Raw genomic sequence first — 18,786 nt, forward strand, 5'->3', positions numbered from 1 at the left:
GAGCGCAGTAACCCACCGACATCTGGAGAGGGCCATGAGTCTGTTGCGTGTGCTCGGCCGCCCCATGCTGGCCTCGATGTTCCTGACGGGCGGCCTGAGTTCCGTCCGTGCCCCGGAGGACGTGGCCCCGGCCGCCGAGCCTGTCGTACAACCGGTCACCGAACGGGTCTCGGCGCTGCCCGACCGCACCGAGCAGGTCGTACGGCTGAGCGGCGCCGTTCAGGTCGTGGCGGGCCTGATGCTGGCCACGGGGCGCATGCCGCGTCCGGCCGCGCTGGCCATCGCCGCCACCCTGGTGCCCACGACGCTGGCGGCGCACCGCTTCTGGGAGGCGGAGGACCCCTCGGAACGGGCCGAGCAGCGCATCCACTTCTTCAAGAACATGTCCATGCTCGGGGGGCTGCTGATCGCCGCCGACGACACCGGCGCCCGCCCCTCGATGCTGTGGCGTGGCACCCATGCCGCGCGGGGACTGCGGCACGACGCGGGACTGGTGCGCCGCTCCGTCCGTGCCACCGCCCGGCCGGCGGCCGCGGCCGGGCGAGTCCGGGCCAAGCTCCCCGTCTGAGCCGTCGGCGGTGCCGGTCCGGGGCCGCGCGTTAGCCCATCCGTGGCCGGGGGGACCCGGGGGCAGGAGGTGAAGGACATGGGACACGGAGGAAACATCATCGACGAGCTGGTGACCGATCACCGCGAAGTCGAGGAAATGTTCGGCAGGATCGAAGCGCTGCCGTCCGGTCACCAGGACCGCAAGGTGTACGCGGACCAGGTCACGATCGAGCTGGTACGGCACTCGGTGGCCGAGGAGGCCTATCTGTATCCGGCCGTACGCGAGCACGTGGCCGACGGGGACGCCCTCGCCGACCGGGAACTCGCCGACCACGCGACCGCCGAGCGCGTCATGAAGGACCTGGAGGGCTGCGACGCGGGCGACGCCGACTTCGACCGGCTGATGGGCATGCTCATGAGCGAGATCCGCGCCCATCTCGCGGACGAGGAGGGCACTCTCTTCCCCGCGCTGCGGCAGGCGTGTCCGATGGACACGCTCAACGAGCTGGGCGACAAGGTCCGCAAGGCGAAGAAGACCGCCCCGACCCGGCCCCACCCGGCCGCCCCCGACAAGCCGCCGGCGAACAAGCTGCTCGCTCCGGGCACGGGGATGGTCGACCGGCTGCGCGACGCGCTGTCGGGACGCGGCAAGTTCGAGTAGGGCAGCCGCCGCGCCCCGGGGAGACCCGGGCGCGGCGAGGGGGCCGGGGCGTGCCCGGGCGGGTCAGACCGCCGTCTCGGCCATCGTGTCCGCACGGAACTGCGAGGAGCCGAGGGCCTGCCCGGGCGCATCAGTCGGCCATCGCCGCCGTCGCGTCCTCGCGGAACCAGGCGATCGCCCGCCGCAGCCCTTCCTCGGCACGTACCTGCGGTTCCCAGCCGAGCTTGTCGCGAGCCAGCGTGATGTCCGGGCAGCGCACGGCCGGGTCGTCCACCGGCCGGGCGACGGGGCGGATCTCCGAGGAGGAACCGGTGAGTTCGACGACCAGCCGCGCCAGGTCGAGCATGCTGATCTCGGTCGGGCTGCCGATGTTGACGGGGCCGCGCATGCCGTGGGCGGCCGCCGCCAGGACGCCGCGCACGGTGTCGTCGACGTAGCACAGCGACCGGGTCTGCCTGCCGTCGCCGGTCACGGTGAGAGGCTCACCCGCCAGGGCCTGCCGTACGAAGACCGGCACCACCCGTCCGTCCTCGCCACGCATCCGGGGGCCGTAGGTGTTGAACAGCCGCACGACGCAGGTGTCGGTGCCGTGGGTCTCCGCGTGTGCGGTGGTCAGCGCCTCGCCGAAGCGTTTGGCCTCGCTGTAGACGCTGCGCGGGCCGACGGGGTTGGCGTTGCCCCAGTAGCGCTCGTCCTGGGGGTGCTGCTGAGGGTCGCCGTAGACCTCGGCGGTCGAGGCCAGGACGAATCGGGCCCCGGCGGAGTGTGCGAGGTCCAGGGCGTTGCGGGTGCCGAGGCTGCCCGTGTCCAGGGTGTGCAGCGGCAGCCGCAGGTAGTCCGCCGGGGAGGCCGGGGAGGCGAAGTGCAGGACGAGGTCGGGCCGCTGCCTGACCGGCAGTTCCTCCGCGACGTCGGCCTGCACCAGGGTGAAGCCTGGCCGTTCGAGCAGCGGGGAGATGTTCTCCGGCCTGCCGGTGCTGAAGTCGTCCACGCAGGTGACGGCGGCGCCCGCGTCCAGCAGAGCCGCGCACAGATGGGATCCGACGAATCCGGCACCGCCCGTGACGACGGCGTGTTCCCAGTCTTGTGAGAGGGCGGTGGTCATGTCGGTCTCTCCTCCGTCGGCGGCGTGGCCACGCTCAGCGTCCGCCTCCCGTGCGGGCGGGGCACGGTCGTGTACGGCAAAGAGGTGAGTGACGGAGGGTGAGGGGCGGGCCCCGTCCGGGGCGCCGGGTCAGGCGATCAGTGTGCGGCCCGGATGGAGGCGTTCCAGCAGCCGGGAGTGGTGCAGGCCGGCCACCGGGGCGAGCAGGTCGGGGTGGCGCAGCAGGGCGGCGGCTCGGCGGTCGCCGTCGTCGGGGGCGAGGAGCCTGCGGAACTCGGCCGGTGTGCCGGCGCTGTGGCTGCCCTCGGCGAGCGCGGCCACCGCCCGGTCGGCCAGCTCCGGGTCGCCGAGCAGACAGGCCGCCCAGCTGGCGACGACCTCGTCCACCCAGGTGCGCCAGGCGTGCGCGTCGTCCCCGTCGTCGCCCGGGGCAACGTCGGCGCCGGTGACCCAGTCGAGCCGCGCGGAGCCGCCCGGGCCCGCCATTCCGAGCAGGGCGGCGTCCGTCTCCGTCGGGTACCTGAGCCACGCCGCGACCGTCACCGCCTGCCGGGCCTGCACCTCGCACAGGGCGGAGGCCAGCGCGCCGCCAAAGGCGGGGAAGGAGCGGGTCAGCCACTGTGCGGTCGCCGCGATGACAGGGGAGAGATCTGCTGGCACTGCCGGGCCGTCCGAAAGGGTGGGGGACGTGGGGATCCGCTCCTAGACGGTAGTCGCAGCGGTGCTCGTCCGGGCGTGACAAGGGCCTCGTCCGTGGCGTGGCCTCGGCCACATCGCCGGAGCCGGGACGGAGGAGCCCCGGTGCCGTTTCGCCGCGAGGGGCCGGGCACCCGGCCCGCGTGCTCTTCCACGGTCCCGGTGAGTCCGGCGAACCCAGTGGTCCGGCCCGGCGTACCCGAACCCGGTCGCCGCTGCGCACCCTGCGCTTCGACGGCTGGATCGCGGGGATCGGAACGACGTCCGGCGCTCGTGTGGTGCTCGGGCACTGGGCGAGGTCGCCGTTCGGGCCGTTCAGCGACGTGATGTTCGAGGGGCCCGGTGGGCCGCGGCTGCTGCTGGCGCCCTCACGGGAGACCGCGGACTTCGTGGCCGGTACGTATCTTTTCGACGAGGTACGGGTCGTGCCGGTCGGGGTGCGGGTCACCGACCGGCGGCACTGGGCCGTCTCGGCGCCGCCGCTCGGCCTGCGCTTCACCACCGGCCACCGAGGCCTGCCGGGCCTCGCGCTGCGGGCGGTGCCGGGCCCGATCGCCAGGAGTCCCGCGTGGATCGCGCTCTGGGACCGGCCCGCCCGGATATTGCTGGGCGCGCGCACCCACGGCAGCGCCCGGGCCGGCCGGCACCAGTGGTACGGCGCCCGGGACCTGCGCCCCGTCACCTCGGTCGCCGTCACCTACGAGGAGGAGAGCCTCGGCGCCCTCGCCCCGGTCGAGCCTCCCGTGCGGTTCGGGCCCGGCTCGACGCCCCGAAGACCCTGCGTCGTACGCGTCACCACGCGGGTGGCCGTGGCACAGGTCCGGAGCAGAACAGGAGCAGTGCCATGACGGAACAGCGAGCGGACCCGCCGGGCGCACCGGGTGCTCCGGCCACGGACATGTCCCTGCTGGGCATCTACCTCAACGACCATCTCGCCGGTGCCACCGCCGGAACCGCCCGAGTCCGCTATCTGCTGCGCTCGTGCGGTGATCCGGCGCTCGCCGACGCCTTGGCCCCGATCGCCGACGAGATCGCCGAGGACCGGGCGAGCCTGCTGCACATCATGCGGCGGCTGGATGTCCCGGTGCGGCGCTACAAGGTCTACGCGGGCCGTGCGGCCGAGCAGATGGGGCGTCTGAAGAGCAACGGCAGCCTGGTACGGCGTTCCCCGCTGAGCACGCTGTGGGAGCTGGAGGCGCTGCGGCTGGGCGTGGACGGGAAGACGGCGGTCTGGCAGGCCCTGCGCGCCCTGGCCGGCACGGACCGGCGCCTCGACGCACGGCAGCTCGACGACCTCGTCGAACGGGCCCGGCGGCAGCACACCTCGCTGGAGGAACTGCGCCGCAGACAGGTCGACGTCGCCTTCCGCGAGAGCACCTGAGGCGGAGGCCACCGGAAGATCAGCCCGGCCTCACCAGAATCTGCTGCTGAGGGCGGGCTGATGCGTCAGATCCACGGCGTCGCGCAGCCGCAGCGCGACGCTGATCGTGGCGCGCAAGGCCGAAGGACGTACGGTCTGGGCCGTCTCGGTGGCCAGGACCAGCAGACAGGCCGCCGCCTGTTCGACGACCGAGACGGGGAGGGTGAAGTCGCTGTCGGCGGCCCCACGGAACGCCTTCAGTGGGATCGCGGCTCCGTCGATGGCCCGCTGCACGGCCTGCTCCAGGTGCTGGGCGGCCTGTTCGCACACGGGGGCGGGCAGGGCGATGGTGCGCTGGAACGGTGAAGTCGTCATGACCCGACTGCTCCCCCGGCGGCGCCCTGTTCTGTCAGTGGGCGACGGGATTTCACCGTCCCGCGTGACCGGTGCGTGGCGGATGTCCCGGAATCGAAACGGCCGCCAGGTGGAGCGCAACGGTGGGCGACCGGGAGCGGTCTACTCCTGCGACCAAGGCAAGGCAAGACGTACAGACTCTGCAGACCACGACGGGGGTATCCAGAATGATCCGCACCACTGCGACTCCGGCCCGCTGGCGCGCCTACGCCGTCGGCTGTGTCGCCGCTCTCGGTATCGCCGCCTCCGCGGTCCCGGCCGCCGCCGCTCCCGCCGCGGACGGCAACGACCGGTACACCGCCGAGGAGATCCACACCTTCCTCGAGGACTTCTACGGCGAGCACGGCCCCGGCGACTTCGCACGCAAGTACGGCATCTCGCCGCAGCTCAAGGAGAAGGTCGCCGACAACCCGGAGTTCGACGTCCTGCTGTGCGCCCAGAACATCCCGGCGTCCATCGACATCGGCCCGGTCACCACGGCCCAGTCCGCGCGGGTCGGCTGGGCGACCGTGAGCACGTACTGGAACGGCGGGTCCGGCAAGGCCGACTTCACGGCGTACGTCGACCTGGACGCGACGCGGCCGATCCAGCTGCTGGACGTCGACTGCGGTTCCGGGAGCTGAGCGACACCGCCACGACCGTACGCTGGTCGTGGATCACCCGCGGAGTCGAGGAGGACCACCTATGACCGCCGGTACGGACGCCGCCGCCCGGCTCACCGGACGGGTGGTCAGCGGGGAACGGCCCCTGTCCGGGGCCCTCACGGAGGTCACCCTCGACGACGGGCGGGTGGTGGTCGTCAAGTGTGCGGACGATCCGGGGGCGACGCGGGCCGAGGCGGCCGGGCTGCGCTGGCTGGCCGGTGCCGGGGCGGTGCGGGTGCCGGGCGTGCACGGCCACGACGGGAGCCGGCTGGTCATCGACCGGGTTCCGCAGGGGCGGGCGAGCCGGGAGGCGGCGGCCCGTTTCGGTCGTGACCTGGCCGCCCTGCACGCCGCCGGGGCGCCCGCGTTCGGCGCGCCGCCACCGGGCGGACCCGCCGACGCGTACATCGGACTCGCCCCGATGCGCAACGAGCCGGACAACGACTGGCCGCGCTGGTACGCCGCGCATCGTGTCCTGCCGTATCTGCGGCGGGCCGTCGACGAGGGCACCGTCCACCCCGCTGAGGCAGCCGTCGTGGAGCGGCTGTGCGAGCGGCTGCCCGGGCTGGCGGGGCCGGCCGAGCCGCCCGCCCGGCTGCACGGCGATCTGTGGAACGGCAACGTGCTGTGGGGGCCGGACGGGCAGGTGTGGCTGATCGACCCGGCCGCGCACGGCGGGCACCGCGAGACCGACCTGGCGATGCTGGGTCTCTTCGGCTGTCCCCATCTGGATGTGGTGCTGGAGGCCTACCAGGAGCAGGCGCCGCTCGCCGACGGCTGGACGGACCGCACCGGCGTGCACCAGCTGTTCCCGCTGCTGGTGCACGCCGTGCTGTTCGGCCGGGGTTACGCGGAACAGGCCCTCTCGGTGGCCCGTGGCGCCCTGGCGGGGTGACAGTTCGGCGGGTCACGACCTGCCGTGGAGCGGGCCGGCGTCACATGTGCGGTCGGCGGCCCCTCGGAGGTGACCCGGCGATCGCCTGGAGGCGCTCGGCGTACATCGTCCAGCGGTACGGCGTGGGCGCCCATTCCCAGCGCGTTGCCCGGGTTCGGGCTCGGGGGACGGATGGTCAGTGCGTGAACCGGGGCACGGCCGCGGGCGGGGCTACGAATGCCGCCCCTCGACCGCGGACCAGACCTCCGCGAGGAGGGCCGGGTGGTCCTCGCCGTACGTGACCACGGCCGCGTACACCGCGTCGAAAGCCGCCTGGAGCGGATCGGATCCGGCGGCGTCGACGATCGCGGGGAGGGCTGCGTGGGGCTGCGAGATGCGCAGGGAGGGATCCGGTCGGCCGATGCTGAACATCACGGCGTGCGAGGCCGTGTCGGAGGCCGGCGGTTCCGCCCTGGTGGTCGGCGATTGCGCCTCGGCGATCGACCGTTCCGCCTCGGCGACCGGCGGTTCGGCCACGGCCGGCCGCGGGCGGGCCTCGGCGGTCGCCGTTCTCGCCACGGCCGCTGCCGGGCCGACCACGGCCTGTGCCGCCTCCCGGGGGTCCAGCCCGCGGTCGCCCGGCGACAGGGGCGGCCGGAAGGGGGGCCGTTCGGGCGGGACGGCACGGCCGACGGTGCGGTCGGGGACGCGTGGGTCGGTGGCCAGGGTCTGCCACATGCGGGCGTCGTCGTCGAAGGGCGGTGGCAGCGGGCGGCCTTCGGCCAGGGCCGTGAGCGCGTCGGCGACCCAGTCGAGGATGGTGAGACCAGCCGTCTCACAGGCACGGCGGGCGGCGAGCAGGGCCGTTGCGCGCTGCGTGGCCGGACCGGAGGCGTCGAGGGCGTGGAGCAGGGCGGGGTCGAACGGCCGGAGGCCGTGGACGTTGCCGCCGACGTCGCGCAGGCTCTGGCTCGGCGACCGTCCGCCCCACTCCCAGCGTTCACGGGCGAGACGGCGCTCCCGTCGCGCCGTCTCCTCGGCGAGGCGGGCGCGGCGTTCTGCTTCGGCGCGTTCGGCCGGGGTGGGGGGCGGCGGCAGTTCGCGGGCGTAGCGGTGCCAGTAGGCGGCGCTCAGCGAGGTCTGCTTCAGGACACGGTCCGGCTCGGGCGGGGCGGGCCAGAACTGCAGGAGGTAGCGGTCCAGTGGGGGCTCGTCGTCCAGTCGGGTGTCCTTCTCGCCCGCCCCGTCCATGCCCTGGGCGCTGTACCGCACCCGATATTCGGTCTCCTCCAGGTCCAGCGGCCAGGATGCCTCGCCCGCCCACTGCACGAGCGCGCTGTCCCCCGACACCGGACGGAAGGACACCTCCACCACGTCTTCCCAGGCCGGGTCCAGCGGCGGGGCCTCCTCACCCACCTCGACCGTGAAGCCGACGGATCCGGTGTGCAGCCCTGTGCTCAGCCAGAGGGAGCCCGGTGACGCCGCCCCGCACAGCCCCACGCTCTGCCCGGCGAACGCCTCGGCGAGGCCCGGCCCGCAGCCGTCCGGGTCGCTCTCGACATAGATCTGGCCATAGTGCACATGTACCTCTCCCTCGACCGGTCTGCGCACGATCAGCTCCTCCTCGCACGGGTGGAATGGTGAGCTGTCGGCATCGTGGCATCCGCCACTGACAATCAGAGCGCGATCATGGGAGAGCGGAAAGATGCGGCACGTCTACTGGATCGGGGGCGGCAGCGGTGCGGGCAAGTCCACGATCGCCCGCCGGCTCGCCGATCGGCACGGCTGGCGGCTCTTTTCGACAGACGACGTGATGCCGGACCACGCTCGACGGACCACCGCCGATGAAGCACCGCTCCTGCACGCGTTCATGGCCATGGACATGGACGAGCGGTGGGTGGACCGGTCTCCCGAGACCATGCTCGAGACGTTCCACTGGTTCCGCGGCGAGGCCTTCGGGCTGATCGTGGAGGACCTGCTGCGCATGCCGCGGGAGACACCCGTCCTGGTCGAGGGGTTCCGCCTGTTGCCGCACCTCGTGCAGCCTCTGCTCACCGCACCGGGGCAGGCCGTCTGGCTCCTGCCCACGCCGGATTTCCGCCGGGCCGCGTTCCGGAGCCGGGCCGTGCCAGGGGAAGGATTCACGGCGAGGACCAGCGACCCGGAGCGCGCGGACCGCAACCTCGCCGCCCGGGACGACATGTTCACGGAGCGCCTGCACGAGGAGACCGCACGCCTCCAACTGCCCACCGTCACCGTCGGCCTCACGATGCCGGAGGACGAACTGGTCGAGCGGGTGAGCGGAGTCTTCGGGCTCTGAGTTCCCTGAGCTCCCTGCGCGGCAATCCCGACAGTTAGCCCCAGATGCGAACAGACACCGATCACTTTCGGAACGAAGTGGCGCTCCACCGTGCGAGATCGGTCGATGACGGTGTGTACTGTGCTGCGGGTAGCTCGCCTGAGCGCCTCGGACTCCGCCCTGCCCGACTCCCCCTGGAATCTCTTCGATGATCGAACTACCGGACCTGGCCGTCGGTGGTCTCGCCCTCGGCACACTGTCCGCGTTCGCCCTCGGCGGCGGGCTGCTGCGGTCCCGGCGGCAACTGGCCGCCCAGCGTGCGAAGACGGCCGCGCTGCGGGCGCAACTCGACGGTACTTCACGGGCGTTCACCGCCGAGGTCGAGCATCTGGCGGCCCGGCGCCTGCCCTCCGCCGCCCGGCAGGTCGCGCATCCCCACCTCGCCGTGCCCGGCCCGCTGAGCCCGCAGCTCGCCGGTTCGCCCCTGGGCTTCGCACTGGAGCAGGTGCTGAAGGGGCTGCACGCCGAACTCGCCGCGCAGCGCACCCGGATCGACGCCGCCGCGCAGGCCGGGATGCGCGGGGCGACCCGGGAGATCCAGGCGGCGCTGTACCGGCTGCAGGACGCCCTGCGCGGTCTGCAACAGCGCTATGACGACCCCGAGCTGGCGCAGACCCTGTTCGAGCTCGACCACGAGAACGAGCAGTCGCTGCGCCGCGCGCAGATCGCCGCGGTGGTGTGCGGGGCCTGGGTCGGGCTCGCCCGGGAGGAGTCGCACCTCGTGGACGCGGTGACGGGCGGCCAGGCCCGGCTCGCGGGCTACCAGCGCGTCCGGATCCACAATCACCTGGAGGCCGGCACCGCCCTGGTGTCCCACGCCGTCGAGCCGGTCGCCATCATCGTCGCCGAACTCCTCGACAACGCGCTGCGGCACTCCGCGCCCGACACCGGCATCGTGGTCAATCTCGAGGCCGTCCACCACGGTGTCTGTGTCACCGTGGACGACGCCGGTCTGGGCATGACGCAGGACGAACGGGCCCGGGCCCAGCGGATGGTCGCCGGCCGCGAACCGATCCTGCTCACCGAGCTCGGCGACCCGCCGCGCATGGGACTCGCCGCGATCGGCCAGCTGACCCGGCAGTTCGATCTGAGCGTCGACCTGTCCTCCCCGTCGCCGTACGGCGGTGTGCGGGCGGTGCTGCGGGTCGACCGTCATCTGCTGACGCGGATCGACCCGGAGGAACTGCCCCCGGCGGCAAGCGCCCCGCGCTCCACCCGCAAGGAGGCCGTGCGGGACACGGCGGGCGGCTCCGCCTCACCCCGCGGTACGGAGCCGGGTGCGCCCGGCTCGTCCCCGCCCCTGTCCCCGTCCCCGTCGCGCGGAACCGAACCGGCCCCGGCCGCCGCGTCCAACGGGCCCCTCGCGTCCGCTCGTTCCCACGGGGCCGACGAGCCCCACGGGTCCGACGAGTCCGACGAGTCCGAGCCAACCACCGCGTCCCAGCGGCCCGAAGCGACCGCCGGGCCCGAGACGCCCGAAGCGACCCCCACCGCCGCCCACCGGGAGCACGGTTACGGCACGGACCAGGACGACCGGGCCGTCTCCCCCGCCCCGGGCCACCACAGCCCCCGAGACAGCGGCGATCTCCCCCAGCGCCGGCGCCGCAGCCGGGCCACGTCGGCGTCGGACACCCAGGTCCCCTCATCCGCTCCCGCGCCCCGGCGCCGGCCCCGCCGCCCCGAGGAGTCCGCCGCCGCCCTCGGCGCGCTCCAGTCCGGCACAGCGGCCGGACGTTCCGCCGCCGCGATGTCGAACACCGGCGCCTTCCCAGCCGTACCTGAGGGTGCCCCGGCCGCGACCACGGCCGACACGGCATCCGACGACACCGGCCACGACCGGAACGACCACGAAGGGGGAACGGCTCGATGACCAGCCGCGCAGCGGGGGACACGGCATGGGTGCTCGAACCGGTCCTGGAGGTGCCGCACGTCGTGGCGGCCGTCCTGCTCACCCGGGACGGGCTCGTGACGGGCTACACCGACGCGCTGTCGCAGCCGTCCGCCGAGCGGGTCGCCGCCATCACCAGCACCGTGCAGGGCGCCTGCCGTACCGCGGCGGCCGCGTTCGCCGACACCGACCGGGCCGAGATACGGCAGGTCGTCATCGAGTCGGACCACGGTTATGTGCTCATCGTGCCGACCGACCACGGCACCTGTGTGGCGGCGTACGGCGATCCCGAGGTGCGTCTCGACCTGCTCGCCCACCGGGTGCACTCACAGGTCGCCCGGCTGGGCGAGAAGGCGATGGCCGCCGGGCCCCGAGGCGCCGACGGCGGCACGCCGGCATGACCGGCCGCAGAGGCGGCCGTCCCCTGGTTCCCGCGTACCTGTCGACCGGCGGGGTGGCGCGGCCCAGCCGCACCCATCTGGAGCGGCTGTCCGTGCTCACCGGCAGCGGTGAGCCCGCTCCCCCGATCTGCCCGCCGCACAGGCGGCCCTGCTGGAAGAGCTGGAGTACGGGTCCCTGACGGTCGTGGAGGCCGCCGCCCTGCTGCGGCTGCCGGTCTCCGCGGTGCTGGTGCTGGCCGCCGGCCTCGTCGACCGCGACCTGGTACTCGCCCGCGCGCCGATCCCGCCCGCCCGACGCTTCGACCCCGACCTGCTGAAGAGAGTGGCCGATGGCCTCCGCGACCTCAAGCACCGTTGACGCCCAGCCCGGCGGCACGGACGTCCACCTCCCCGACACGGCGCGCGACCTGGTGAAGATCCTGGTCACAGGGCCGTTCGGGTGGGCAAGACCACCTTGATCCGCTCCGTCTCGGAGATCCGCCCGCTGCACACGGAGGAGCGGCTCACCGAGGCGTCGGCGCAGGTGGACGATCTCGCCGGGGTGCGGGACAAGTCGACCACCACGGTCGCCATCGACTTCGGCCGGATCAGCCTGCCGGGCGGGATCGTGCTGTACCTGTTCGGCACGCCCGGCCAGGAGCGGTTCCGGCCGCTGTGGGACGACATCGCCTACGGGGCGCTCGGCGCGCTCGTCCTGGTCGACGCCCGCCGGATCGACGCCTCGTTCGACGTGCTCGGGCTGGTGGAGGAGACCGGGCTGCCGTACGCGGTCGCCTTCAACACCTTCCCGGACGCGCCACGCCACCACACGCCCGAGCAGTTGCGCGCCGCCCTGGACCTGGCGCCGACGACCCCGATGGTGACCTGCGACGCGCGGGAGGCGGACTCCTCGATCGACTCCCTGCTCGCCCTGGTCCAGCACCTGATCGACCACCGACCCGCGGAGCACCGGTGACACCTCCGTCCCCCGCCGAGCAGGCCTTCTCCCTCGCGGCGCCCGTACGCCTGTGGGAGGACGGCTTCGCCCGCGACCCCTCCCCCTACTACGTGGCCCTGCGCGCCCAGGGCCCGGTCGGCTGGGCGGAACTCGCGCCCGGTGTGGCGGCGTACGTCGTCACGGACCGGCGGGCGGCGCTCGACCTGCTGCACGACACGGAGACGTTCTCCCACGACCCCCGGCCGTGGGAGGCAACCGTGCCCGACGACTCCCCGGTGCTCGGGATGATGCGCTGGCGGCCCAACACCCTGTTCGCCGACGGCGCCGCCCACCTCCGCTACCGCACGGCGCTGATCGACGCCTTCGACCTGGTGGAGCCGCACGATCTGCGGGACCGGATCCACCGGGCGGTGCACCTGCTGGTGAGCCGGTTCGGGCCGCGGGGCGAGGCCGACCTGGTCGGCGAGTTCACCCGGCCGCTGATGGCGCTGGTGTTCAACAGCCTGTTCGGGCTGCCGGACAGCGCGAGCGACCGGCTCGACTCCGCCCTCGGCAAGCTGATCGAGGGCGGCGCGCAGGCGGCGGAGGGCGAGGCCGAGTTCGGCGGGTACGTGCTGGAGCTGATCGCCGCCAAGAGCGAGCGGCGCGGTGACGACCTCCCGAGCTGGCTGCTGGACCACCCGGCGGGGCTGACCCCCGAGGAGGTCACCTGGCAGGTGTTCCTCACGCTCGGCGCGGGGCACGAACCTACGGCCAACCTGGTGTCCAACGCGCTGTCCAGGATCCTCGGCAACCCGGCCTTCTACTCGACGCTCACCAGCGGCGCCCGCACCGTGACCGACGCGGTGCTGGAGGTGCTGCACCACGAGACGCCGCTCGCCAACTACGGCATCCACTACGCCCGCACGCCGGTGACCTTCCACGGCGTGTGGCTCAGGGCCGCGGTGCCGGTGGTGATCTCCTACGGGGCGCTGGCGCAGGCCGCCGAGCAGGAGCGCGGCACGGACCGGCACCCGGGGGACGCCTCCCACCTGTCCTGGTCGGCGGGCCCGCACGCCTGCCCGGTGAAGCGGCACACGCTGCTCATCGCCACCGAGGCGATCGAACGGCTCACCCAGTGGCTGCCCGACCTCGAACCCGTGCTGCCCCGTGAGCGCCTCACCTGGCGGCCCGGGCCCTTCCACCGCTCGCTGACGGCGCTGCCCGTCCGATTCAGTCCCCGCTCTCCCGACCAGCCAGGAGTACGACCATGACCGTGACCGACCGCATCGCTCTCGACCCGTTCGGCGCCGACATCGCCGCCGAGAGCGCCCGGCTGCGCTCCCTCGGCCCGATCGTGCCCGTGGAGCTGCCCGGCGGCATTCCCGCCTGGGCGCCCACGCGCTACGACACGCTGAAGGAACTCATCCTCGATCCGCGGGTCAGCAAGGACCCGCGGCTGCACTGGCGGCTGTGGCCCGAGATCGGCGAGCACCCGTCCTGGGGCTGGATCCTGGGCTGGGTGGGCGTGGTCAACATGCTCTCCACGTACGGCGCGGACCACACACGGCTGCGCAAGCTGGTGGCGCCGAGCTTCACGCACCGGCGCACCGAGGCGATGCGGCCCCGGGTGGAGGCGATCACGGCGGAGCTGCTGGACGCGCTCGCGGCGGCCGACGACGAGGTCGTGGACATCAAGGAGGGGTTCGCCCATCCGCTGCCGATGCGGCTGATCTGCGAACTCTTCGGTGTCCCGGACGAGTTGCGGGAGGACACCGCCCGGATGATCGCGGCCATCATGGACACCACCGACCCGAGCCCGGAACACGCGGCGTCCGTCCAGCGGCAGATCGGCACGGTGCTGCCCGCGCTGATCACGTACAAGGCCGCGCACCCCGGTGACGACATGACCACGGAGCTGATCCGGGTCCGGGACGAGGACGGCGACCGGCTCAGCGACGAGGAGCTGCTGTACACGCTGCTGCTGGTCATCGGGGCCGGCTTCGAGACCACCGTCAACCTGATAGGCAACGCGGCCGTGGCCCTGCTCCGGCGCCCCGAGCAGCTGGCCGCCGTGCGGTCGGGGGAGATCGGCTGGGACGCCGTGGTCGACGAGACGCTGCGCGCACACCCGTCGATCGCGTCGCTGCCGCTCCGGTTCGCCGTCACGGACCTCACCGTCGGCGACGTCACGGTCCCGGCCGGTGACGCCATCATCACGACGTACGCCGCCGCGGGTCTCGACCCCGAGCATTACGGTGCGGACGCCGACCTCTTCGACGCCACGCGGGCCGCCGACGACCATCTGGCGTTCGGGATCGGGGTCCACCGGTGCATCGGCGCGCCGCTGGCCCGCCTGGAGGCACTCACCGCGCTTCCTGCCCTGTTCGACCGTTTCCCCGGCCTGTGCCTGGCCGCCGGTGACGAGGACCTGCGGCAGGTGCCGTCCTTCATCGCCTTCGGCTGGCAGGAGATTCCGGTGCGGCTGCGGGGCTGAGGCGGCAGACGGCAGCTCGCGGGAGCGCGACCGGTCCCCCGTTCCGGTCGTGCCCCCGCGGTGTGTTGAACTTACGTCCATGGCAGAGGCCTTGTGAACCTCGTCGATGCCCGTTGCACGCTCAACGAGGCTCACCCGTGCACAGCTGCGTCCGGTTGGCCCGATTTCATCCCCCCTGGACCTGGCCAACCGGTTGCCCCTGAGGCAAACCGGTCAGCCGCGGCGGTGGAAGACCGGCAGGTCGAGATCCCCGACGGCCAGGTGCGCGAGCACGACCTCGTACAGGTCGGTACCGGCGGCCAGCATCTGGCGTTCCAGGACGGGTTCGGCACTGCGGACGTGCTCACGCACGGTCTGCGCGTGCACGCCCAGGGTCTGCGCGGCCCGTTCGGCGTTGCCTCCGGCGGCGATCCAGGTCCGCAGGGTCCGGCGCGGGTTCCTGGCGTCCGCGTCCAGCCGGCCCAGCAGGTCCTGCGCCCAGGTGCGCACGGCGGGCCCGGACAGCAGGTCGGAGAACCGGAGTCCGGGGCTGCCGGTGTCGCTCGCCGGCTGCGCGTCGGGCAGACCGATCTGAGTGTTGAGCGCCAAGTGGACGACGGCCCGGACCGTGAGGTCGGCGAAGTCCGTGCCGAGCAGGCCCTCGACGCGTTCCATGCGGGCTCGGACGGTGTTGCGGCTGACGCCGAGGACCTTGGCGGCGTTGACGGCGGTGAACTCCAGGCCGAGACGGCTGGTGGCGAGCAGTTCGGCGCGGGTGTGGTGCGGCAGGGTGTCGAGCGGGCGCAGCACGCGGGACGTCCAGTCGTGCAGCGCCACCGGGTCCATCAGGCGTTCCGGGTGGGTGCGCTCGGCGTACACGGCTGTCTTGTCGGGCCGGAAGCGGGCGACGGCGAGGGCGCTGACGGCCTGGCCGTACGCGGTGGCGGTCCGGGCCAGGCTCTGCCGGACGCTGCCGCCGAGATAGAGGTCCGGGTGCCGTCCCACCAGTGACCGCAGGGCCTCGCGCGTGGCGTCACGGGGACTGACCACGATCACGTGCCCGTCCATGGCCGGGCAGCGCACGACCAGGGCTTCCTCCCCGGTGCTGTCCAGGCACTCCTCGGCGATGCGGTCGCGTACGGCGGGGCCGGACTCGACCACGTACACGCAGGCCGTCTCGGCGTCGAGCAGTCCTGGCCAGAGGCCGGCGGCGACACGGCGGGCGGCGACGGTGTCCTCGACCATGAGCAGCTGCAGGATGGCCAGGCGCAGGTCGGAGGTGGCCCGCCGGAGCCGGTGCCCCGCCGCGGTCGACTCGCGCGCCGTCAGCAGGAGCTCAATCACCTGGGCGGTGTGGGTGACCACGTCGGAGGCCCGCCGGTCGAAGGGGGTCGCGCGCGAGACGGCCAGCACGCACGCGTGGGAGGGGTGTTCCACCCGGACCAGGCGTAGATGGCGCTCCCGGCTCTCCCAGGCGGCGGAGGCGATCCGGCCCGCGGTGATGTCCGTGACGAGGTCCTCGTCCAGCGGCAGCCTGTTCCCGGCGACGAGATTCCCGGCGGCGTCCTGCAGGGCCACCGATCCGCGCACGGCGCCGGAGAGCCAGGCGACGACTCTGCGGACGTCGCGTCCCGCAGGGCGCAGATGCTCGAGCAGTTCCTCCGCCCACGCCGGACCCGCGCCGGCCGGCGTCTCCTGCTGCCGGTTCCCGTCCTCTCGGCCAGCCACCTGGGCCTTCCCCTCGCTCCTCGCGCCGCCTCCGGCGCACCGGTCGGGGACGTTACCTCACGTGTGTCACACACTCATCCCGGGCCGAAGCCCCACCCTGCGCCACCGGCCCACGCTGGCGGCATAAGCTCGGCAGATGGCCAAGTACTACGACGTGCACCCCGACAATCCCCAGCCGCGCACCATCGGCCAGATCGCCGACAGCATCCGCGCGGACGCTCTTGTCGCCTACCCCACGGACTCCTGTTACGCACTGGGCTGCCGCCTGGGCAGCCGGGACGGCATCGACCGGATCCGGTCGATCCGCAAGCTGGACGACCGGCACCACTTCACCCTCGTGTGCCAGGACTTCGCGCAGCTCGGCCAGTTCGTGCGGGTCGACAAGGACGTGTTCCGCGCGATCAAGGCGTCGACGCCCGGCAGTTACACCTTCATCCTGCCCGCGACGAAGGAGGTGCCGCGCATGCTGCAGCACCCCAAGAAGAAGACGGTCGGCGTCCGGATCCCGGACCATGTCGTCACCCAGGCCCTGCTCGCCGAGCTGGGAGAGCCGCTGCTGTCCAGCACGCTGCTGCTGCCCGGCGAGGAGGAGCCGATGACGCAGGGCTGGGAGATCAAGGACGAGCTGGACCACGTCCTGGACGGGGTGGTCGACTCCGGCGACTGCGGCACCGAGCCGACGACAGTCATCGACTTCTCCGGCGGGGAGGCGGAGATCGTGCGGCACGGTGCGGGCGACACCGCACGGTTCGAGTAAACGGCACGCCAAGGGCCGTTCACGGTTGAACCGTGTGCGGGGGGTGGGCGAAATGCCCCGGGAAAGCGCGTGTCACGATGCCCGTGATCTGCCCGGTCACGCGGACGGGTTCCTGGCGGGACCCCGCGGGGCCGGCACCTCGCGGGTCCAAGACCCCGCAGCCCCGACACCCCGCAGAGAGGCAGCCCAGCCATGACCGCCGTACAGGGAACCGAAGTCGACATCTCCACCGAGGACGGCACCGCGGACGCGTATCTGGCCCGTCCCGACGACGGGGCCGCCCATCCGGCGGTCCTGCTCTACATGGACGCCTTCGGCCTGCGTCCGCGGCTGCGGTCCATGGCCGACCGGCTGGCCGGTGAGGGCTACGTGGTGCTGGTGCCGAACGTGTTCTACCGGCACGGCCGGGCCCCGCTGTTCGATCTGCCGGAGTTCATCGACCCGGGGGCGCGTCCGGAGATATTCGAGCGCATCATGCCGGTCATGCAGACCCTGACGCCTGACGTCGCGATGCGGGACGCCGCCGCCTATCTGGGCTGGCTGGCCGAGTCTCCCGCGGTGGCCGACGGCCCGGTCGCCCTGACCGGCTACTGCATGGGCGCCCGGCTCTCGCTGCTCACCGCCGGCACCTACCCGGAGCGGGTCGCGGCCGCGGCCGGCTTCCACGGCGGGCGGCTGGCGACGGACACGCCGGACAGCCCACACCTGGTGGCCGGCGGGATAACCGCCGAGCTGTACTTCGGCCACGCCGACGAGGACCCCTCGCTGCCGCCGGAGCAGATCGAGCGCCTGGAGGAGGCCCTGACGGCCGCGGGCGTGCGCCACCGCTGCGAAGTGTACCCGGGCGCGCCCCACGGTTTCACGCAGTCGGACACGGCGTCGTACCACCAGGAGGGCGACGAGCGGCACTGGGCGGCTCTGCTCGACCTCCTGAAGCGCACATTCTGACCGAAGTCGACTCTCGATGAACGGAAGTTGTTGATCTACCGACGGTAAGGGCTTGCTTTCACGTGTCCACTGCACGTAGACCTTGCCTCCACACCAGCCAAGACTCTGGGGGGAGTTGGCTTATGGACGGCACGGTCGACGGGTTCCGCTACGGTGCGGTGACTCCGGTTGCGGCCTATCTGATGGCTTGCCTGGGAGGGGCACTCGGGCTGCGGTGCATCGTGCGCTCGCTGCTCAATGCGCGATCCTGGAAACCCGGCTGGCTGGCGTTAGGCGCCGTCTCCATCGGGTGCGGCATCTGGACGATGCACTTCATCGCCATGATCGGCTTCCACGTGAAGGAGACCCGGATCCGCTACGACGCGGCCACGACGGTGCTCAGTCTCGTCGTGGCCGTCGTCGTGGTCGGCATCGGAGTGTTCATCGTCGGCTACCGCGGCACGGGCCGCACGGCCCTGGCGGTCGCGGGCACCGTCACGGGACTGGGCGTCGCGACCATGCACTACCTGGGCATGGCGGCGATGCGGCTGAACGGCGACGTCGGCTACGACCCGCTCGGTGTCGCGCTGTCCGTACTGATCGCCATCGCCGCCGCGACCGCCGCGCTGTGGGCGGCCGTCACGATCCGCAGCTTTCTGATGAGCCTCGGGGCGAGTCTGGTGATGGGGGTGGCGGTGTCCGGGATGCACTACACGGGCATGGCCGCCGTGAGCGTCCACGTACACGACACGGCCAACGGGACGTGGGACGGGGACTCGCCTCTGTCGCTGCTGCTGCCGATGCTGCTGGGGCCGGTCGTCTTCCTGCTGCTGGCCGGGGTCGTGGTGATGTTCGATCCGCTGCTGGTGGCGGGCGAACGGACCTCCGCATCGCACCCGGGCACCTCCGGCCGAGGCTCGGCCGCCAACTCCGCCGCGTCGCAGGGCGGTTCGCGGCCCGGAACGGCGTGGCCCAACCGAAAGCGCTGACCAACCCGGCGCGGACGGCTTCAGGTTCGATTGTTACGGTGC

At 72.9% G+C, this 18,786-nt stretch carries 19 protein-coding genes and 2 pseudogenes; 16 read left to right on the forward strand and 5 right to left on the reverse strand.

The genetic code is table 11. The features are described 5' to 3' along the window. Positions 1 to 34 precede the first annotated feature (34 nt). Positions 35 to 568: a DoxX family protein gene (locus tag ACQEV8_RS00690; RefSeq protein WP_432956395.1), complete on the forward strand. Its 534-nt coding sequence runs from the start codon at positions 35 to 37 to the stop codon at positions 566 to 568. A gap of 78 nt (positions 569 to 646) precedes the next feature. After that, positions 647 to 1,210, forward strand: a complete 564-nt coding sequence (locus tag ACQEV8_RS00695; protein WP_432956397.1) for a hemerythrin domain-containing protein — start codon at positions 647 to 649, stop codon at positions 1,208 to 1,210. A gap of 130 nt (positions 1,211 to 1,340) precedes the next feature. Here ACQEV8_RS00695 and ACQEV8_RS00700 read toward each other — a convergent pair whose 3' ends face one another. Continuing rightward, positions 1,341 to 2,315, reverse strand: coding sequence for an NAD-dependent epimerase/dehydratase family protein (locus ACQEV8_RS00700; protein WP_432956399.1), 975 nt, complete (start codon positions 2,313 to 2,315; stop codon positions 1,341 to 1,343). Between the two features lie 129 nt (positions 2,316 to 2,444). Continuing rightward, positions 2,445 to 2,975 carry a hypothetical protein gene (locus tag ACQEV8_RS00705; protein WP_432956401.1) on the reverse strand — a complete coding sequence of 177 codons (531 nt, stop codon included), beginning with the start codon at positions 2,973 to 2,975 and terminating at the stop codon, positions 2,445 to 2,447. A gap of 251 nt (positions 2,976 to 3,226) precedes the next feature. Between ACQEV8_RS00705 and ACQEV8_RS00710 the strand changes: the two genes are divergently transcribed. Then, complete coding sequence (locus ACQEV8_RS00710) at positions 3,227 to 3,859, forward strand: hypothetical protein (RefSeq protein WP_432972287.1); 633 nt, start codon at positions 3,227 to 3,229, stop codon at positions 3,857 to 3,859. Further along, positions 3,856 to 4,392, forward strand: coding sequence for a hypothetical protein (locus ACQEV8_RS00715; protein ID WP_432956402.1), 537 nt, complete (start codon positions 3,856 to 3,858; stop codon positions 4,390 to 4,392). Before ACQEV8_RS00710 ends, ACQEV8_RS00715 begins: the two co-directional genes overlap by 4 nt. Positions 4,393 to 4,422: 30 nt before the next feature. On the opposite strand, the gene ACQEV8_RS00720 is transcribed toward ACQEV8_RS00715, so the two are convergent. Next, positions 4,423 to 4,746, reverse strand: coding sequence for a hypothetical protein (locus ACQEV8_RS00720; protein ID WP_432956404.1), 324 nt, complete (start codon positions 4,744 to 4,746; stop codon positions 4,423 to 4,425). Positions 4,747 to 4,952: 206 nt separating this feature from the next. On the opposite strand from ACQEV8_RS00720, the gene ACQEV8_RS00725 reads away from it, so the two are divergent. Both ACQEV8_RS00725 and ACQEV8_RS00730 read left to right on the forward strand, forming a co-directional pair. Beyond that, positions 4,953 to 5,408: a hypothetical protein gene (locus ACQEV8_RS00725; RefSeq protein WP_432956406.1), complete on the forward strand. Its 456-nt coding sequence runs from the start codon at positions 4,953 to 4,955 to the stop codon at positions 5,406 to 5,408. A gap of 61 nt (positions 5,409 to 5,469) precedes the next feature. Beyond that, positions 5,470 to 6,324 carry a fructosamine kinase family protein gene (locus ACQEV8_RS00730; RefSeq protein WP_432956408.1) on the forward strand — a complete coding sequence of 285 codons (855 nt, stop codon included), beginning with the start codon at positions 5,470 to 5,472 and terminating at the stop codon, positions 6,322 to 6,324. A 210-nt stretch (positions 6,325 to 6,534) separates the two neighbouring features. Here ACQEV8_RS00730 and ACQEV8_RS00735 read toward each other — a convergent pair whose 3' ends face one another. Then, complete coding sequence (locus ACQEV8_RS00735) at positions 6,535 to 7,914, reverse strand: hypothetical protein (RefSeq protein ID WP_432956410.1); 1,380 nt, start codon at positions 7,912 to 7,914, stop codon at positions 6,535 to 6,537. Between the two features lie 94 nt (positions 7,915 to 8,008). On the opposite strand from ACQEV8_RS00735, the gene ACQEV8_RS00740 reads away from it, so the two are divergent. From ACQEV8_RS00740 to ACQEV8_RS00770, 7 genes and pseudogenes are all read left to right on the forward strand, one after another. Then, the gene (locus tag ACQEV8_RS00740; RefSeq protein WP_432956411.1) at positions 8,009 to 8,623 is read left to right on the forward strand and encodes a hypothetical protein; all 615 of its coding nucleotides are present in this window, start codon (positions 8,009 to 8,011) and stop codon (positions 8,621 to 8,623) included. Between the two features lie 187 nt (positions 8,624 to 8,810). After that, positions 8,811 to 10,532: an ATP-binding protein gene (locus tag ACQEV8_RS00745; RefSeq protein ID WP_432956413.1), complete on the forward strand. Its 1,722-nt coding sequence runs from the start codon at positions 8,811 to 8,813 to the stop codon at positions 10,530 to 10,532. Continuing rightward, positions 10,529 to 10,951 (forward strand): roadblock/LC7 domain-containing protein, encoded by a 423-nt coding sequence (locus ACQEV8_RS00750; RefSeq protein ID WP_382488620.1) that lies wholly within the window; start codon positions 10,529 to 10,531, stop codon positions 10,949 to 10,951. Before ACQEV8_RS00745 ends, ACQEV8_RS00750 begins: the two co-directional genes overlap by 4 nt. Beyond that, positions 10,948 to 11,309: pseudogene (locus ACQEV8_RS00755) on the forward strand (DUF742 domain-containing protein). Before ACQEV8_RS00750 ends, ACQEV8_RS00755 begins: the two are co-directional and overlap by 4 nt. Next, positions 11,281 to 11,906, forward strand: a pseudogene (locus ACQEV8_RS00760) (GTP-binding protein). The pseudogenes ACQEV8_RS00755 and ACQEV8_RS00760 overlap by 29 nt, the downstream one beginning before the upstream one ends. Further along, positions 11,903 to 13,141 (forward strand): cytochrome P450, encoded by a 1,239-nt coding sequence (locus ACQEV8_RS00765; RefSeq protein WP_432956415.1) that lies wholly within the window; start codon positions 11,903 to 11,905, stop codon positions 13,139 to 13,141. Before ACQEV8_RS00760 ends, ACQEV8_RS00765 begins: the two are co-directional and overlap by 4 nt. Beyond that, entirely contained in the window at positions 13,138 to 14,364 is a 1,227-nt protein-coding gene (locus ACQEV8_RS00770; RefSeq protein WP_432956417.1) for a cytochrome P450 family protein, read from the forward strand. The genes ACQEV8_RS00765 and ACQEV8_RS00770 overlap by 4 nt, the downstream gene beginning before the upstream one ends. A 213-nt stretch (positions 14,365 to 14,577) precedes the next feature. On the opposite strand, the gene ACQEV8_RS00775 is transcribed toward ACQEV8_RS00770, so the two are convergent. Next, positions 14,578 to 16,071 carry a helix-turn-helix domain-containing protein gene (locus ACQEV8_RS00775; protein WP_432956419.1) on the reverse strand — a complete coding sequence of 498 codons (1,494 nt, stop codon included), beginning with the start codon at positions 16,069 to 16,071 and terminating at the stop codon, positions 14,578 to 14,580. 136 nt (positions 16,072 to 16,207) lie between these two features. Between ACQEV8_RS00775 and ACQEV8_RS00780 the strand changes: the two genes are divergently transcribed. The 3 genes from ACQEV8_RS00780 (at position 16,208) to ACQEV8_RS00790 (ending at position 18,744) form a co-directional block, all read left to right on the forward strand. Next, on the forward strand, positions 16,208 to 16,828 hold the full coding sequence (locus ACQEV8_RS00780; RefSeq protein ID WP_432956421.1) for an L-threonylcarbamoyladenylate synthase: 621 nt from the start codon (positions 16,208 to 16,210) through the stop codon (positions 16,826 to 16,828). A gap of 192 nt (positions 16,829 to 17,020) precedes the next feature. Further along, complete coding sequence (locus ACQEV8_RS00785) at positions 17,021 to 17,776, forward strand: dienelactone hydrolase family protein (protein ID WP_432956423.1); 756 nt, start codon at positions 17,021 to 17,023, stop codon at positions 17,774 to 17,776. Positions 17,777 to 17,898: 122 nt separating this feature from the next. Beyond that, entirely contained in the window at positions 17,899 to 18,744 is an 846-nt protein-coding gene (locus tag ACQEV8_RS00790; RefSeq protein ID WP_432956425.1) for an MHYT domain-containing protein, read from the forward strand. The last annotated feature ends 42 nt before the right edge of the window (positions 18,745 to 18,786 follow it).

It is taken from the genome of Streptomyces sp. CA-179760, assembly GCF_050937045.1.
GTDB lineage: Bacteria > Actinomycetota > Actinomycetes > Streptomycetales > Streptomycetaceae > Streptomyces.

Bases quoted from the DNA above. Each gene is read 5' to 3' on its own strand.
- ACQEV8_RS00730 (WP_432956408.1), top strand. From the start codon at position 5,470: ATGACCGCCGGTACGGACGCCGCCGCCCGGCTCACCGGACGGGTGGTC.
- ACQEV8_RS00715 (WP_432956402.1), top strand. From the start codon at position 3,856: ATGACGGAACAGCGAGCGGACCCGCCGGGCGCACCGGGTGCTCCGGCC.
- ACQEV8_RS00780 (WP_432956421.1), top strand. From the start codon at position 16,208: ATGGCCAAGTACTACGACGTGCACCCCGACAATCCCCAGCCGCGCACC.
- ACQEV8_RS00770 (WP_432956417.1), top strand. From the start codon at position 13,138: ATGACCGTGACCGACCGCATCGCTCTCGACCCGTTCGGCGCCGACATC.
- ACQEV8_RS00695 (WP_432956397.1), top strand. From the start codon at position 647: ATGGGACACGGAGGAAACATCATCGACGAGCTGGTGACCGATCACCGC.
- ACQEV8_RS00745 (WP_432956413.1), top strand. From the start codon at position 8,811: ATGATCGAACTACCGGACCTGGCCGTCGGTGGTCTCGCCCTCGGCACA.
- ACQEV8_RS00700 (WP_432956399.1), bottom strand. From the start codon at position 2,315: ATGACCACCGCCCTCTCACAAGACTGGGAACACGCCGTCGTCACGGGC.
- ACQEV8_RS00740 (WP_432956411.1), top strand. From the start codon at position 8,009: ATGCGGCACGTCTACTGGATCGGGGGCGGCAGCGGTGCGGGCAAGTCC.
- ACQEV8_RS00720 (WP_432956404.1), bottom strand. From the start codon at position 4,746: ATGACGACTTCACCGTTCCAGCGCACCATCGCCCTGCCCGCCCCCGTG.
- ACQEV8_RS00690 (WP_432956395.1), top strand. From the start codon at position 35: ATGAGTCTGTTGCGTGTGCTCGGCCGCCCCATGCTGGCCTCGATGTTC.
- ACQEV8_RS00785 (WP_432956423.1), top strand. From the start codon at position 17,021: ATGACCGCCGTACAGGGAACCGAAGTCGACATCTCCACCGAGGACGGC.
- ACQEV8_RS00725 (WP_432956406.1), top strand. From the start codon at position 4,953: ATGATCCGCACCACTGCGACTCCGGCCCGCTGGCGCGCCTACGCCGTC.
- ACQEV8_RS00750 (WP_382488620.1), top strand. From the start codon at position 10,529: ATGACCAGCCGCGCAGCGGGGGACACGGCATGGGTGCTCGAACCGGTC.
- ACQEV8_RS00790 (WP_432956425.1), top strand. From the start codon at position 17,899: ATGGACGGCACGGTCGACGGGTTCCGCTACGGTGCGGTGACTCCGGTT.